This window comes from Pseudoalteromonas sp. APC 3355, assembly GCF_030407615.1.
In the GTDB taxonomy this organism is placed as follows: Bacteria; Pseudomonadota; Gammaproteobacteria; order Enterobacterales; family Alteromonadaceae; genus Pseudoalteromonas; species Pseudoalteromonas distincta.
The window spans coordinates 105,808-120,433 of sequence record NZ_JASDDB010000005.1; the positions used below are offsets into that span (position 1 = coordinate 105,808).

Consider the following 14,626-nt stretch of genomic DNA (forward strand, 5'->3'; position numbering starts at 1 on the left):
TATTTTAATGTGTATACCTCATTTAAATTTTATTACGAATTAAATCTCGTACTATAAACCGAGCAGGGTGAATAGCTTGGCTTACACGTTCGCTTAATGGGCGAGGCTCGTTATTTAAACAGCTTACGAGATGTTCTGCGCTTAGCGGTGCGCTACATAAAGCGCGGGCGCCAAAGCCGGTAAAAATATGTAGGCCTTGTTGTGGCTTATTAAGTTTCTCATATTGATAGCGTTTACCTAAACGTAGATTAGCAAAGGCCATTGTATAATCACTTTGTTCGCACCATTGCCCTGCCATTGGTAGGTGATCTATAAATGTGCATCGTACAGCTGCTTTTGCCGAGGTAATATTGCCAAGGGTTGAGGCAAATTCACTTTGCTGATAAAAGCTAAGTAGTTGCTCTTGGTTTAATTGGTTGTCGAGCGCTGTAACTTGACGGCTTTTAGTATTTTTTTCAAATGTGGCACCCATACAGTGATGATCTAAATAGGCTGGGGTAAAATACCCTTTATGGCACAGCACTGTTTTAAGTTTGCGTGATTGCTCACTTGCCTCAATATGTGAAACTTGCCCGCGTACGCCTACTATTGGTAGCGCTTTTGTTTGCTCAAATGCATCACTGTGCTCGCCTGCACAAATAATTACATCACTAAAAGGACCTAACTGCTCATCATTCGTTAATAAAAACCAACTGCTGTCAGTTTTTTTAAGCTGTTTTATATTGCAGTTAAATACGCTTTTAAATGGGTTTATGCTATTTGCAGCGCTTAACATGGCGTTTACTAATTGCGGAGGGTTAACCCAGCCGCCTTGTTCAAAAAACACGCCCGAATAACCTGTTTCTACGCCGGCTATTTCGTCGCCTTGCTCTGCGGTTACGTTGTGCATTAGCTGGGTTGGCCACAGTTGTTTTTGTGCTAAGTTTTCATGTTTATCGGCCAGAGGTTTTTTTACTGCGTGTTGTAATACGCCGCACCAATCGTAATCAAAATTAAAACCACTGCTAAGTAAGTTGTTATATAGGCGCTTTGCGTATAAAAAGCTATGTGCAAACAATTCGCTGTGTGGTGAATTTTTAGCTTGTAGGTGAGGGTAGATAGCGCCTTGCACATTGTGCGATGCCCCCATAGCTGGTTTTTCATCTTGGCAGAATAATTGGCTTGCTATGCCTCGTTTAGCCAAACTATATAAAATGCAGCTACTGGCTATACCGCCGCCAATGACCGCTACATTTTTTAAAGCGCTGCTATCTTGATGAAAATATGCAGGAGCTGATTGAGCATCATTTACGCACTCTAGCTGGCCAACAAGCATATCTCTTTTTTGGCCAAAGCCTTTGGCTTTTTTAGTATTAAAGCCTGCATCAATTAATCCACGGCGAACAAAACCTGCTGAAGTAAATGTTGATAAGGTTGCACTTGCCCTTGATATATTGACCATAGAATTAAATAAACTTTGCTGCCACATTTCGGGGTTTTTACTTGGCGCAAAACCATCTAAATACCAAGCGTTAACAATTCCTGTTTGCGGATAGCTCATAGCTTGTATTGATTCAAGTGCATCACCAAAGTATAAATCGAGAACAACCAGTCCATTGTCAAATTCGAGTCTGTGGCATCCTTCTAAATTAATTGGGTATTGTTTAGATAATTTGTTACTAAAGGCACTTAATGATGGCCATGCCTGTAGTGCTTTGTTTAAATCGTCTATGTGCAGTGGATATTTTTCAAATGAAATAAAGTGTAAGCGTTTAACACCATTATCTAATTGATTTTGAACTTGTTGACGTGCAAGGTGGTCAGTAAAGCGTTGCCATGTATTTAAAAAGTTTAAACCTGTACCAAAGCCGGTTTCGGCAATAACAAAATGTGGCTGGTCATGATTTTGTAATCGTGCATCTATATTATTTTGCTCATAATACACATAATGCGATTCAGCTAAGCCATCGTCATTAGAAAAATAAATATCACCGAAGTCATTAGCGAAAGGTGTACCTAAATTATTAAAGTGTATATGTGCATTTTTGATCATGATTTTTTAATTTTATAGATATATTTTTTAATTATTTTACGGGTTTTCTTTGAAATAGTCTGGCGTTATTTATAAGCTAGCAGTTCAGAGTACAAGTGTACGCTAGAAAGCTGACCACTTAGGTGATTAAATTCGCGTAAAATAGAATGCAATTAAGTATTAAGCTAAGGGAATTACCCATGAGAAGAGCTGTAATTACAGGTATCGGTGTTGTATCAAGTATAGGTAACAACAAAGAAGAAGTATTAGAATCGTTAAAAACGGGCAAAAGCGGCATCGCTTTTAATCAAGAATTTGCCGATTATAAGTTACGTAGTAACGTATCGGGTAAAATTGATATTGACGTTAAAGCACACGTTGACCGCAAAGCAATGCGCTTTATGGGAGATGCTGCCGCTTACTCTTATATTTCAATGACGCAAGCAATTGAAGACTCAGGTTTGTCTGACGACCAAGTATCAAATGAGCGCACGGGTATTATTGTTGGCTCTGGCGGTGGTTCGTCTAAATGGCAAGTAGAAGCTGCTGATATTTTACGTGAAAAAGGCGTAAAACGTGTAGGGCCTTATATGGTGCCACGCACTATGGCGAGCACTACATCTGCTTGTTTAGCAACACCATTTAAAATTAAAGGTGTTAACTATTCAATTAGCTCTGCATGTGCAACATCTGCGCATTGTATTGGTAATGCAGTAGAGCAAATCCAGCTTGGCAAGCAAGACGTTGTGTTTGCTGGTGGTGGTGAAGAGCTACACTGGACATTGGCAATGGAATTTGACGCTATGGGCGCACTTTCTACTAAATATAACGAAACACCTGAAAAAGCATCTCGTACATACGATGCTAATCGCGATGGTTTTGTTATTTCTGGTGGTGGCGGTATTGTTGTCGTTGAAGAACTTGAACATGCACTTGCACGTGGCGCGCACATTTACGCTGAAATTGTTGGCTACGGTGCAACATCTGATGGCTACGACATGGTTGCTCCATCGGGCGAAGGTGCAGCACGTTGTATGCGCCAAGCTATGCAAGATGTAGATAGTATTGATTACCTAAATACGCACGGCACATCAACGCCTGTAGGCGATGTTAAAGAGTTAGGTGCGATACAAGAAGTGTTTGGTGGTAAATCACCAATGATCAGTGCAACTAAAGCAATGACAGGTCATGCATTAGGTGCTGCAGGTGTTCACGAAGCTATTTTCTCATTATTAATGCTAGAGCACAGCTTTGTAGCACCTTCAATTAATATTGATGAGTTAGATGAGCAAGCAGCAGGTTTAGATATTATTACTGAGCGTCGTGACGTTGAGTTAAATACTGTAATGTCTAATAGCTTTGGCTTTGGTGGCACAAACGCGACTTTAGTTATGAGTAAGTACAAAGGTTAATTTGAGCTTATAAGTCCTATATGCAAACGCATATCTGGATTAAATAGCCCAAAACAAAAAAGGAAAGCCGAGGCTTTCCTTTTTTATTATCGAAAGTTTAATTAACCTTCGTTATGTTCTTGACGCGCTTGCTCAATTTCGTCTGCAATTTCTTGCGCTTTTTGCTTAGTTTTTTCAGTTAACTCGCCAGCAGCTTCTTTGCTTTTAATCCATGCGTCAACCGCAATCTCTTTGCCGTCGTCGTACATGTCTAAGCCCATTGCTTTACTTTGCTCTAATAGCTCGTTTAAAGACTCGTCATTTTTAAGATCGTTAGTTGTCTCTTTAACGTCGTTCCATGCATCACCAAGCTTTTCTTGCATTTGTGCGCTTTTATCTTTTGCATCTTCTTTTACTTCGTTGGCATCTTCACAACCAGTTAATGTAATTAAAGTGCCTAATAAAGCTAAACCTGCTAATTTATTCATGTGCTATCTCCTTTAGAGACTGATAATTAATTCGAGGCAGACTATACAACAATGAAAATGAACGCCCCCGTAACAAAACGATTAAATTTTAAATTAATGAATGAGCATGATTGGCCTCAATTATTTGAACTCGACTAAGACCCAGCTGTAATGCAGTATTTAACACGAGGTGAACCTACCTCTTTAGAGCAAATAAAAAATGAGGGAGTGCCTCGTATGCTCGCATATCGAAATGAGCTTAAAGGCTGGGGGCTGTGGAGTATCACTATAAAGCAAACCAATACATTTATAGGTTGGGTATTAATAAGGCCTATGGGCTTTTTTACTGATGCACCAAACTACAGTGATATTGAAATAGGCTGGCGCTTTAAGCAAGCAAGTTGGGGGCATGGTTATGCAACCGAGGCGGCTTTAGCATTATGTGATGAACTTATAAAGCAAGATGACGTTAAGGCGATAAGTGCAACGGCACTAAAAGATAATACGGCCTCTATAAATATAATGAAAAAGCTAGGTCTGCAATTTATAAAAAATTATACACATACAGACGAGCAAGGCGACTTACCCGCGGTGCTTTATTCAAAAAGTGTTTAAAGATGATTAAATATCAACAGTATAAAGATTGACCTGTCCTTAAGTGACGTGCATTAATAAGAATGCGTAACTAAAAAATAACAAATTAAGGATGTTGTATGGGATTGTTTTTTGCACCAAGTAAATTAATCGTCAAAAGTGTGCTGGTTTTACAGTTCGCTGCTTTTAGCGTTTTAGCGCAGCCTTTATCGCAAAGCGCGGTAGCAATGCCTGACTCGTTCAGTGCCGATGCTGCTAAAAGTATATTAGAGCTAGGCGGTAATGCTGTTGATGCGGCTATTACGGCACAATTTGTACTTGCAGTAACACTTCCTGAAGCCGGCAATATTGGCGGCGGGGGATTTATGCTTATTCAAAAAGATGGCAAGGGTGATTTTATAGATTATCGCGAAACAGCGCCAACAGCAGCTCATCGTGATATGTATTTAGATGAGCAAGGTAATGTTATTGCAAACAAATCAATATATGGCATTCACGCAAGCGGTGTACCTGGCAGTGTAGCGGGCATGTGGCTTGCCCATCAAAAGCATGGCACTTTAAAGTGGGAAGAATTAGTACAACCTGCGGTAACGTTGGCTGAGCAAGGGTTTGTAGTTCCGCCTAAGTTAGCAAAGGGTGTGAGCAATTATATAGCCCACCTAAAAGAGCAAAAAATAAATGTAAACTTCGAAAAATACTTTGCTGATGTAAAAGCTAATAAAGTATTTAAGCAACCCGAGTTAGCGGCGACGCTAAAGCGTATCAGTGATAACGGACAAGATGGGTTTTATAAAGGCGAAACTGCAAATATTATTGCTAAATTTATGCACCAACATGGCGGTATAATTAATCAAGATGATTTAAAAGGTTACACCGCTAAATCACGTACACCTATTAAAGCGAGTTGGAATGGTTATGAAGTACTTACCTCGCCACCGCCGAGTTCAGGTGGTATTGCTATTTTACAGTGGCTTAAAATGTATGAGTTACAAAAACCAGATGCGGGCTTAGCGCATAACTCTACTCAGTATGTACACTTACTTTCTGAAATAGGTAAACGTGTATTTGCAGATAGGGCGGAGTATTTAGGCGATCCTGATTTTTTTGATGTACCAGTCAACGCATTAACTAATATTAACTACCTCAAAGAGCGCAGTAATGGCATTTCGTTAACCACTATCTCGACTACCGAAAATATTAAACCGGGCCTTAAAGAAAGTGAGCAAACTACACACTTTTCAATCGTTGATAAAATGGGTAACGCTGTCGCAAATACCACCACAATAAACTTAGGGTTTGGTAGCGGTGTAGTTGTTGAAGGTGCAGGGTTTATTTTAAATGATGAAATGGACGATTTTAGTGCCAAACCAGGCGTTATGAATGTGTTTGGTGCAATAGGCGGCAAAGCTAACGAAATACAGCCGCACAAGCGTATGCTTAGCTCTATGACGCCTACAATACTCCTTAAAGACAACACCGTTAAAATGGTGACAGGCTCGCCTGGTGGCACAACAATTATTAGCTCTGTGTACGAATCTATCTTAAATGCGGTAGAGTTTGATATGACTGCAGAGCAGGTTGTAAATAGCCCTCGTTTTCATCATCAACTGTGGCCTAAAAATATAATTAGAACACACATAGGTTTAACCGATAGCGTAAAAGCAGAGCTTACAAAAATGGGTTACACCATAGATGAGAATCACTTTGGTGACTTACACGTTATTATTAATAAAGAGGGCCAATTAGATGCCGCTTCTGAAGCATCAGGACGTGGTAAATCAATTGTTTTTTAAATAAAAAAACACCGCGCTAAAAGCGCGGTACTTTAAACAATACAAAATTATTGAGTATCAATTAAATCTTCAACACCCACTATTAGCCATGGAGCGTCGTCTGAAATTAGACGCTCTAAGTGCCAAATTTCTAAAATAGGCTCTTCTTTTTTATCGCCTAAATCACGGTACTTACCTTTAAAGCGAACACTAACTTGCCACGATTGCGCGTTTGTATCTGCGCGCACAAGTTCGGCATCAATAAACATCACTTCTGTTTCTACGCATTGTATAGCTTCACGTTCAGCTTTAAACTCGGCAACAAGTGCAGGGCTTAAGTATTCAGCCATTGTGGAGTAATCGGCATTGTTCCATGCAGTTTGTAGCGTATGGTAATGACTACGGGCACCTTGCAAAAAGCCATTAACGTCAAAGTTAGGTGGTAAATTAAAAGGCACACTTTCACCTTGTGGGGCGCTGCTTGCAAAGCCTGTACTTGTTGGTTGCTCGATAGGTGCTTGTTTAAAAGCATTTTGCTGAGCACTTGTACTTGCACTGGCAAGTTGTGGGGCACGATTGGCACGTAAAAAGCCCGTTACTAGCTTAAATAAAATAAAGAGTCCGCCAGCTAATAAAATAATTTCTAATAGCTGAAAACCTTCAAAATCGTCGCCTAACATTGCTGCAATTAAGCCACCCGCTAAAAGCCCTCCAAAAACGCCTGCCATAATGCCTTTTTTATTTGATGTGGCTTTAGGTGTTGTTGTATCTGTTTGCTGTTTTTGCGCTGTTTGTTGTGTTGCAGGTGTCTGTCCGCGTTTACTACTGCCAAACTTTTTACGTGCGTGTGCATCAAAACTGGCAGTACATAATAATGCCAATAATGAAAAAATAACGATGATGTTCTTCATGAAATTCTCTAATTAAAATCGAGCCGCGATTATAATTTACTTTCTTTAGAAATTTAATTAATTACTTTAAAAATCAGAGGTTTTGGGTATAAAGGGAGGGTTTATTAGAGGGTATTTAATAAAAAAACCGCTCAGTAGAAACTAAGCGGTAAATTTGTCTATTTTAAAGCCAACGAATAGCGCCAGTAACGCGTTCGTTATAAGTATCTAGAGGTGCTCCAAGACTTGCTACTAAAATAGTATCAGCTTGTGAGCCACGATTAATGTGACCTTCAAAGCGCTCATCGCGGAAGCTGTCATCTCCAAAACCAAATGATTTATTTTCAGAAGGCACTATAAATACCGTCATAGGACCAAAGTCAGACTCAAATATTAAATGCAGTCCTTTTTCGCCTTTAAAATCACAAAACATGGCATAAGTTACAGCGCCTGGAAGTTCATCAAGATGACCACCTAATACTGCAAGCTTGTCGTTGACGCTTTGTAGGCTAATGGGCTCTTTTTTATCAAGCGCATTAATTTCGTAGTACACATGGGCAAGCGCATGCTCACCTGCTTCGTGTGCAATATTTTGCTCTGTACTAAAAAAGAAGGCACTAATCGCCACTACAAAAGACGCTGCTAACGCAAGATGTACACGATCAAACTTAAAACGCGATCGAGCATCAACCACGTTTTTACCAGTTGCTTGTTCTTCTTGGAGTGCTTTTTCTTTTAACGATGTGTTTAAAAGAATGCGGTCTGCAAGATTTTCAGGCACAGGTATATCTAAAGAATCTTGAATGAATTTATCAAAATCTTTCATATCGTTAATAAAACTTTGTCGCTCTGGGTTATTGTCAGCAAACTCCATAAGCTCCTTGTCAATGTCGTTTGGCTGCGCAATAGTGCGGCGACGAAACTCAAGTTCATCCATTATTTTGATGCCCCTTTAAGTTGTTCATCATCACGGCTTAAAGCCTCTTTAAGTTGATTTCTGGCACGGTATAAACGAGTCATTACCGTGTTTTTATTTAAATTAAGTATGCCTGCAATTTCTTCACCAGAGCAGCCCATTACAACTTGCAGTAATAATGGCTCTCGGTATTCATCAGATAGCAGTGCAATCTGGCGTTGAATTACCGTTTGTTCCATTTCATCGTCTAATGAATGACTGGTTTCATCAACAAGCGTATCGTTTTCTACGTCGCTGTAATCAAACTGTTTACGTTCAAATCGGCGTGCGTTTTCTCTTCGTAATATAGTAAGCAGCCAAGGTTTAGCTGCCTTTTGATCAAGTAAAGAGTCGAGTGAACGCCATGCGCGTAAAAACGTTTCCTGTACTAAATCATCTGCTATGTGTGGATCACGGCATAACCAATAAGCAAAGCGATAAAGCTCTTTATTGTAAACGTGGACCAAGGCTTCATAACGCTTTTGTTTCTCTGCCATATCGATTAAGACCTGATTGTTTGATTTTTTCTTTCCAAGCATAAGCACTTTTTTAATTAAAAATTATTATTTATTGCAAAAAAAGACCTAAGGTTCGTAGTTATTAATCATAAAGGTCTTTTAATACAGCTTGTTGCGACTTTGATGCCTGAGTTTGATAGTTCTCAAGAATTTTAATAATAGCATTAAGATCCGTGTTTGCGCCTTTATTACTATAAAGTTGTGCCTGCAATTGGCTAATGAGACCGTTAAGCTCGCTGCTGTTTACACGGATGCAGAGCTCATCAATCGCGCCAACATTTTTATGGGTCACCTTTACAGAAAAGTTATTTAATGCGGTGTAAAAGGCTTTCACATCGTGTGTTTTGGCTAATGCTTTAAGCTCATTTAAGCTTGGCTGAGAAGTACCACGGGTGTTTAGCTGTAATTTTTCAGTCGTATTTTTAGTAGAACGGCTTATTAAGTAAAAAATTACAGTACCAATCCATAAAATATACCCTAAAGCGGCAACAACTATTAACCAAAGAGGAGTATCACTTTTAGTTTCAATAGGTTGTGTGCCAGTTGCTTGATTCGAAATATTTTCAAGAGTAGGTGAATTATTTGTGCTGGGTTGTGGGTTTGCTATGGCTGTATTAGGCGCGGTAGTACTTGGCGTTACTGTAATAGTACGCTTTGGTAATGTGGCGAAGCTAATACGGTTCATTTTGGTATTAAACCAAGGCAGCTTTATTTCAGGCAAAGTATAAGTACCTGGTTTTTGCGGCAGTAAGGCATATGATGCCGTTTGCTGCGACACAACGCGTCCGTCTCGCACTGCATTGTTATTTTCTTTTTTATCAGGGTAACTGCGTATGCCATCAATAGTAGGCATAGAGATTTCAGGTAATTGCTCTTTTGTAACTCCAAGCGCGGTAAGTGTAATAGTACGAGTTATAGGCGTACCTACTTCTACTGTGTTGTCATTAGGTTGCCATTCTTCATCAAGGTTAACCAATTCGCTTGGTAACCATGCACCTTTATAGTCACTCGGGATTGGTTTTATTTCTACTTGCTGATCATCGCCAAGAGCAGATACCTCCAGTTGGCGGTAATTTTGCTGTACTCGCCCTTGAAACGCAGGGCCTGCAATCGTGTAGGCACCACTTTTTTGTGGCTGAATCAAATACTCACGAGTAATAACAAGGTAGCGTTTGCCATCAACTAGCTCATAACTCTCAGTTTGTTTACCTAGTTGGGTTAGCTGAGCATCTTCCATACTTGGTGTGCTTAAGCTGCCATCAAGCAGTTCTTTGGCAAGGTAGAGCTTAACAGTGTAAACACCGGCTTCTTGCACAAATAATGAATTACTTGAGAGCGACGTTTTTAAAAATATTTCGTTATTTTTATCTGCATCAACTGAGCGTTTTGCCACTTTTAATTTAATAGGTTGTGAGGTTAACCCTGCAACGCTAAATGCCGGTATCGTGTAATCACCCTCTGTACGGGTCATTAGTTTAACTGACCACGTAGTTTGTTTATTAATACTGCCATTAATAATGTTGGTACGAGAGCTTAAGCTCGTCGGGCCTACAACAAAGTCTTTTAACAGCGATGAGGTGTCTGGTTGCTCGCCTTTAACTGTATCGTCTACCGATATATTAAGCATAAAAAATTCACCCGCTAATACAGGGTTTTTATCTATGCTGGCTTCTAATTTGGTGGCAGCCCACGAAGGCATCGCACTTAATAGCAATAAACAGCAAAATAATCGCATTACCATGATTTTTCGACTCCTGTAGGGCGACGTTTATATTGTCTTTTTTGGGCTTCTAATTGCATTTTATTCCGTAATAAAATAGCCGGATCGTCCGGGACTTTTCTAAGTAGTTGATTAAGCTGTTGTGCTTTTTCTTTTTCTTCATTAGTGAGCTCACTTGCTTGGGCTTGCATCGCTTGTTGCTGAGCACTTTGTTTTTGCTCATCAGTGGCAGGTTGCTCACTTATTGCTTGTGGCTTACTTTGTTGCTGCTCATCCTCTTTAGGCTGATCAGCGTCTTTATTTTGCCCTTGTTCGCTTTGTGGCTGGGCTTGCATATCAGGTTCATTTTGCTTATCTGATTGCTCGCCAGGCTCACCTTGTTGATCTTTTGATTGTTCAGATTCTTTATCTGATTTTTCATCGCTTGAGCTTTGACTTTCGTTTTCGCCTTTTTCAGAATCGCTTTTATCACCATTTTGTTGCTGATCCTGTTTTGACTCATCAGAATTTTGCCCTTGGTTTTGCTCATCTTTTTTCTGACTATCATCTTGGTCTTGAGAGTCGTCGCCGTCGCTTTGCTGATCTTGCTGGTTTTGTTGCTCTTGTTGATTTAGTAATTGCTCAACTAAGGCTTGGTTATCGGCTGCTTGTGTAAAGTCATCTTGTAAGGTTTGGGCCTGTTTGTACGCCTCAATTGCGTCCTCAAGTTTGCCAGCTTTGGCAAGGGCATTACCGTAGTTGTATAATCCGGTAGCCGACTTATCATTACTAAACTCATTAAGTGCAGCATCAAAATTACCTTGCTGGTAAAGCGCCGCGCCTTTTAACTCACTCGATTGCGCCTGTGTTGCTGCATCGTATTCTTTATTATTGTAAGCCTCTAATGCACGTTGATCTGCATTTTGCAAAAGAGTAGGGAGCTCTACGGCATACGCATTTTGCTGCGGTAAAAAACCAAAAGCTAAAAATGCGCCTAATAAGGCAGCGCGTCTAAATAAATACAAACCAAATGGCAGTAATAACAAGAGTCCGTAAATACCTGCATCTATTCGCCAAAGCGCATGGCTTTGTTTTTCGTCTTTCAATAATTCACTCTGTGCATTTGGGGCAAACGTATTTATGTCGTTATTGCTAGGTTGGTAACTAGCAAATTTACCACCGCTGCTTGATGCTAAATTTTTAAGCTGAGAGGCATTAATTGTAGGTACTACAATTTGGCCGTATCTGTCTTTCAAAAATCCGCCTTCAGGTAACTTAATTGGTGCGCCTTGAGCGGTACCTACACCATATATATTTAATCTATATTGGGTGTTACTGGTAAAGCTACTCACGTCGCTTTGTTCTTGTTGGTCAATACCGTCGGTCACTAAAATAATGTCGCCATCAATATAACCCGCTTGCGTTAATAGCTCTTTGGCCATATCAAGACCCGCTAAAACGTTTGAGCCTTTGTCTGGCATAATTTCAGGGCTCAAGCTTGGAATTAAATTACTGAGTGTTGTGGCATCGTTTGTTAGTGGTGAAATTACATAGGCCGTGCCTGCGTAAGCTACAAGCGCGGTATCACCTTCTTTAAATAGCTCAATCATATCAAGCGCTTTAAAGCGTGATTGCATTAAACGATTTGGCAGAATATCGGTGCTGTACATTGAGTACGACATATCCATAACAATTACACGGGCACTTTTACTTTGAAATACAGGAACTTGTTTTTTCTCAAAGCTAGGCCCAGCACTAAATAAAATGCCAAGGCTGCAAAATAAAGCAACTAGCCAAAGTGGCTGGCTGGCTTTAGTGTTTGCTTCGCTCATTATAAATTGTGCTAAATGCGGTGCAATTAGCTGCTCACTGGTGGTTTTTTTATGCTTAATTAAGGCAACAAAAAATAATGCCACAGCAGGTATGAGTAACCATAAAAGAGCGGGGCGAATAAATTCAAAATCCATTAGTTTGGCTCCTTTAATGCACGCAGAGTACTAAGCATTACTTTTAAGCTAATAAGTAAAATAGCGATAAGTAACGGGTAGTAAAATAATGAGCTTTGTGGGCGAAATGTTTGTTCATCAGCGCTAATAGGTTCAAGCTTATCAAGCTCTGCGTAAATTTGTTGAAGGCCAGCTACATCTTTGGCTCTAAAGTATAACCCGCCAGTTTGCTCGGCAATCTTTTTAAGCAAGCTTTCATCTAAATTACTGCCACTAGAGCCTCCCACATTAAAGAGACTAAAGCCGCGCGGATTATCTGAGCCAACACCAATGGTGTACACTTTAATACCTTCTTCGCGAGCTAGCAGTAGGGCATCTTCTGGGTTTAAATTACCAGCGGTATTTTGTCCGTCGGTTAATAGCACCACAATTCGGTTACTTTCATCTTTATTGGCAAAGCGTTTTACCGAAAGACCCAATGCATCACCAATGGCTGTTGCGCGCCCCACTAAACCAATTTGGGCTTCGCTGAGCATTTTACTTACTGTTTTAACGTCGCGCGTGAGCGGGGTTTGTAAAAACGCGGTGTCGCCAAATAATATCAGCCCAAGCCTGTCGCCTTGACGTTGCTCTATAAAATCACTGAGTACAGCTTTTACCATGGTAAGGCGGTCAACATATTGGCCATTATAAGCCATGTCTTGTTCGGTCATCGAGCCTGATAAGTCAACTGCTAACATTATATCGCGTCCTTCATTTGGTAATGAGATTGGCTCATCTAACCATGTTGGATTGGCAGCGGCAGTCACAAGTAATAACCAAATTATCCACTCGAAAGGGTTTAAACGTCGTGCGTGTGGCTCAATGCTTTGACTGGTTAAATTGTGCTTTGCAAAACTGGGTATACGTAAACGCGTACTGGCATTACTTGCAGCGGGTTTTAATAGTAAAAGTAATAAAGGCAAGGGGAGTAATAAAAATAACCATGGCCAGCTAAATTCAAACATTTACTGACTCCTTTATTTTAAATTGCTTAATACCTTGGCGAAATTTTTCGCACAGGGTTGTATCTTTTTGGCTGGGGTTATACAAGCTTAGTATTTCTTGTTCTGTAAAGCTTAAACCGGTAATCGTATTAAGTGTTGTGCACCATTTAGAGGTAGATTGCGCAGCAAGTCGCTTGTCGTAATATTCAATCACTAAACGTTTTAAAATAATATGCAGTTGCTGAGGGTTTTGCTCACTTTGACTCAATTGTATTGCGTAGCGTTTAGGCTTTTTAAATTTATGTTTTTTATAAAATATATAAATAGCTGCGCACAGTGCTAAAAACAGCAGTGCAATAATAACCCACCAAGCAGGGGCGAGTGGCCACCAATTAACTTGGCTTGGCGCTATTATATCGTGCAGGCCATCGAGTGGATTGGTTTGCATGGTTATTTTCTCACTAATTGCAGCTCAAGCGGGGTTGCTGCATTGAATGATATTAAATTAAGACCCGATTTAGTTAGGCGATTAAAGCGTGCGCTAAATGCTTGCTCAGCATTTTTAGCAAAACGCTCTCTAAAGCTGTTATCCATTAATGGTAGGGCAAAGTCCTGACCATTTGCATTAACCGTAACGGCTTGCTTAAACGCAGGTAACTGATGCTCAAAAGGATCGCTTATGTGGCAACCAATCAGCTCGCAGTGGCGGCTTAATATTTCAAGTTGCTTAAAGCTGGCATCATCCAGAGCATTAAAATCAGACACTAAATACACTAAGCTGCCTGGTTTTGCTAAATGGTTAAGGCGCTTTAGGTTATCGCTAAAGTTGTTAGTGGCTGTTTTATCAATATTGTTAAGCGCTTGCTGGTGGTTGTCGCATAAATTATGACAAAGCTTAAGCACTGCTTTTTCACGGGCGCTGGGTTTTAGCTCTAAATGCGAATGCTGATTAAACACAATACCGCCAATTCTATCGCCGCGCTGACACGCCGACCATGCAACAAGAGCGCTTATATGCGCAGCTTGCACCGACTTTAACAGTAACTTTGAGCCAAACAGCATTGAGTTTGAAAAATCAGTGAACACAAACACAGGGCGCTCTTTTTCTTCTTGAAAGAGCTTTGTGTGAGTCTCGCCGGTACGCGCAGTAACTCGCCAATCAATAGAGCGAATATCGTCACCTTGCTGATAATGTCGCACTTCGGCAAATTCCATTCCTCGGCCTTTGTGCGGTGCAAGGTATTGTCCTGTTAAGGTATTTTTTATTTTTACCTTAGGGGCAAGTTCAAGCAATTGCGCTTTGGCTTTGTAATACATCAGCTCTTTGAGTGCTAAATTAACACCGTGGCTATGGCTCTGTTTGAGCCATGCTTGGGTTTCTAATTGTTTTTGCATAA

General features: G+C 40.3%; 12 protein-coding genes and 1 pseudogene. 3 read left to right on the forward strand and 10 right to left on the reverse strand.

The features are described 5' to 3' along the window. Positions 1 to 22: 22 nt before the first annotated feature. Positions 23 to 2,032: a bifunctional tRNA (5-methylaminomethyl-2-thiouridine)(34)-methyltransferase MnmD/FAD-dependent 5-carboxymethylaminomethyl-2-thiouridine(34) oxidoreductase MnmC gene (mnmC, locus tag QMA08_RS10230; RefSeq protein WP_290174465.1), complete on the reverse strand. Its 2,010-nt coding sequence runs from the start codon at positions 2,030 to 2,032 to the stop codon at positions 23 to 25. 179 nt (positions 2,033 to 2,211) lie between these two features. Here mnmC and fabB point away from each other — a divergent pair, with 179 nt between their 5' ends. Next, entirely contained in the window at positions 2,212 to 3,423 is a 1,212-nt protein-coding gene (fabB, locus tag QMA08_RS10235) for a beta-ketoacyl-ACP synthase I (RefSeq protein WP_007582000.1), read from the forward strand. A 101-nt stretch (positions 3,424 to 3,524) separates the two neighbouring features. Here the strand turns inward: fabB and QMA08_RS10240 are convergent, their stop codons facing one another. After that, on the reverse strand, positions 3,525 to 3,890 hold the full coding sequence (locus QMA08_RS10240; RefSeq protein ID WP_024596750.1) for a hypothetical protein: 366 nt from the start codon (positions 3,888 to 3,890) through the stop codon (positions 3,525 to 3,527). Between the two features lie 51 nt (positions 3,891 to 3,941). Between QMA08_RS10240 and QMA08_RS10245 the strand changes: the two are divergent. Both QMA08_RS10245 and ggt read left to right on the forward strand, forming a co-directional pair. Further along, positions 3,942 to 4,484 (forward strand): annotated as a pseudogene (locus tag QMA08_RS10245) (GNAT family N-acetyltransferase). A 98-nt stretch (positions 4,485 to 4,582) separates the two neighbouring features. Then, positions 4,583 to 6,256, forward strand: a complete 1,674-nt coding sequence (ggt, locus tag QMA08_RS10250; RefSeq protein ID WP_290174466.1) for a gamma-glutamyltransferase — start codon at positions 4,583 to 4,585, stop codon at positions 6,254 to 6,256. A 47-nt stretch (positions 6,257 to 6,303) separates the two neighbouring features. On the opposite strand, the gene QMA08_RS10255 is transcribed toward ggt, so the two are convergent. From QMA08_RS10255 to QMA08_RS10290, 8 genes are all read right to left on the reverse strand, one after another. After that, positions 6,304 to 7,146: a Tim44-like domain-containing protein gene (locus QMA08_RS10255; protein WP_290174467.1), complete on the reverse strand. Its 843-nt coding sequence runs from the start codon at positions 7,144 to 7,146 to the stop codon at positions 6,304 to 6,306. Between the two features lie 163 nt (positions 7,147 to 7,309). Then, the gene (locus tag QMA08_RS10260) at positions 7,310 to 8,062 is read right to left on the reverse strand and encodes a DUF3379 family protein (protein WP_290174468.1); all 753 of its coding nucleotides are present in this window, start codon (positions 8,060 to 8,062) and stop codon (positions 7,310 to 7,312) included. Then, positions 8,062 to 8,619, reverse strand: coding sequence for a sigma-70 family RNA polymerase sigma factor (locus tag QMA08_RS10265; RefSeq protein WP_032827217.1), 558 nt, complete (start codon positions 8,617 to 8,619; stop codon positions 8,062 to 8,064). Before QMA08_RS10265 ends, QMA08_RS10260 begins: the two co-directional genes overlap by 1 nt. A 61-nt stretch (positions 8,620 to 8,680) precedes the next feature. Next, positions 8,681 to 10,339 carry a BatD family protein gene (locus QMA08_RS10270; protein WP_290174469.1) on the reverse strand — a complete coding sequence of 553 codons (1,659 nt, stop codon included), beginning with the start codon at positions 10,337 to 10,339 and terminating at the stop codon, positions 8,681 to 8,683. After that, positions 10,333 to 12,264: a VWA domain-containing protein gene (locus tag QMA08_RS10275; protein ID WP_290174470.1), complete on the reverse strand. Its 1,932-nt coding sequence runs from the start codon at positions 12,262 to 12,264 to the stop codon at positions 10,333 to 10,335. Before QMA08_RS10275 ends, QMA08_RS10270 begins: the two co-directional genes overlap by 7 nt. After that, positions 12,264 to 13,250, reverse strand: a complete 987-nt coding sequence (locus tag QMA08_RS10280) for a VWA domain-containing protein (RefSeq protein ID WP_024608909.1) — start codon at positions 13,248 to 13,250, stop codon at positions 12,264 to 12,266. Before QMA08_RS10280 ends, QMA08_RS10275 begins: the two co-directional genes overlap by 1 nt. After that, the gene (locus QMA08_RS10285; protein ID WP_290174471.1) at positions 13,243 to 13,677 is read right to left on the reverse strand and encodes a DUF4381 domain-containing protein; all 435 of its coding nucleotides are present in this window, start codon (positions 13,675 to 13,677) and stop codon (positions 13,243 to 13,245) included. Before QMA08_RS10285 ends, QMA08_RS10280 begins: the two co-directional genes overlap by 8 nt. Positions 13,678 to 13,679: 2 nt before the next feature. After that, positions 13,680 to 14,624, reverse strand: coding sequence for a DUF58 domain-containing protein (locus tag QMA08_RS10290; RefSeq protein ID WP_004335626.1), 945 nt, complete (start codon positions 14,622 to 14,624; stop codon positions 13,680 to 13,682). Positions 14,625 to 14,626: the final 2 nt, after the last annotated feature.

Bases quoted from the DNA above. Each gene is read 5' to 3' on its own strand.
- QMA08_RS10285 (WP_290174471.1), bottom strand. From the start codon at position 13,677: ATGCAAACCAATCCACTCGATGGCCTGCACGATATAATAGCGCCAAGC.
- QMA08_RS10240 (WP_024596750.1), bottom strand. From the start codon at position 3,890: ATGAATAAATTAGCAGGTTTAGCTTTATTAGGCACTTTAATTACATTA.
- mnmC (WP_290174465.1), bottom strand. From the start codon at position 2,032: ATGATCAAAAATGCACATATACACTTTAATAATTTAGGTACACCTTTC.
- QMA08_RS10280 (WP_024608909.1), bottom strand. From the start codon at position 13,250: ATGTTTGAATTTAGCTGGCCATGGTTATTTTTATTACTCCCCTTGCCT.
- QMA08_RS10260 (WP_290174468.1), bottom strand. From the start codon at position 8,062: ATGGATGAACTTGAGTTTCGTCGCCGCACTATTGCGCAGCCAAACGAC.
- ggt (WP_290174466.1), top strand. From the start codon at position 4,583: ATGGGATTGTTTTTTGCACCAAGTAAATTAATCGTCAAAAGTGTGCTG.
- QMA08_RS10265 (WP_032827217.1), bottom strand. From the start codon at position 8,619: ATGCTTGGAAAGAAAAAATCAAACAATCAGGTCTTAATCGATATGGCA.
- QMA08_RS10290 (WP_004335626.1), bottom strand. From the start codon at position 14,624: ATGCAAAAACAATTAGAAACCCAAGCATGGCTCAAACAGAGCCATAGC.
- QMA08_RS10270 (WP_290174469.1), bottom strand. From the start codon at position 10,339: ATGGTAATGCGATTATTTTGCTGTTTATTGCTATTAAGTGCGATGCCT.
- QMA08_RS10275 (WP_290174470.1), bottom strand. From the start codon at position 12,264: ATGGATTTTGAATTTATTCGCCCCGCTCTTTTATGGTTACTCATACCT.
- QMA08_RS10255 (WP_290174467.1), bottom strand. From the start codon at position 7,146: ATGAAGAACATCATCGTTATTTTTTCATTATTGGCATTATTATGTACT.
- fabB (WP_007582000.1), top strand. From the start codon at position 2,212: ATGAGAAGAGCTGTAATTACAGGTATCGGTGTTGTATCAAGTATAGGT.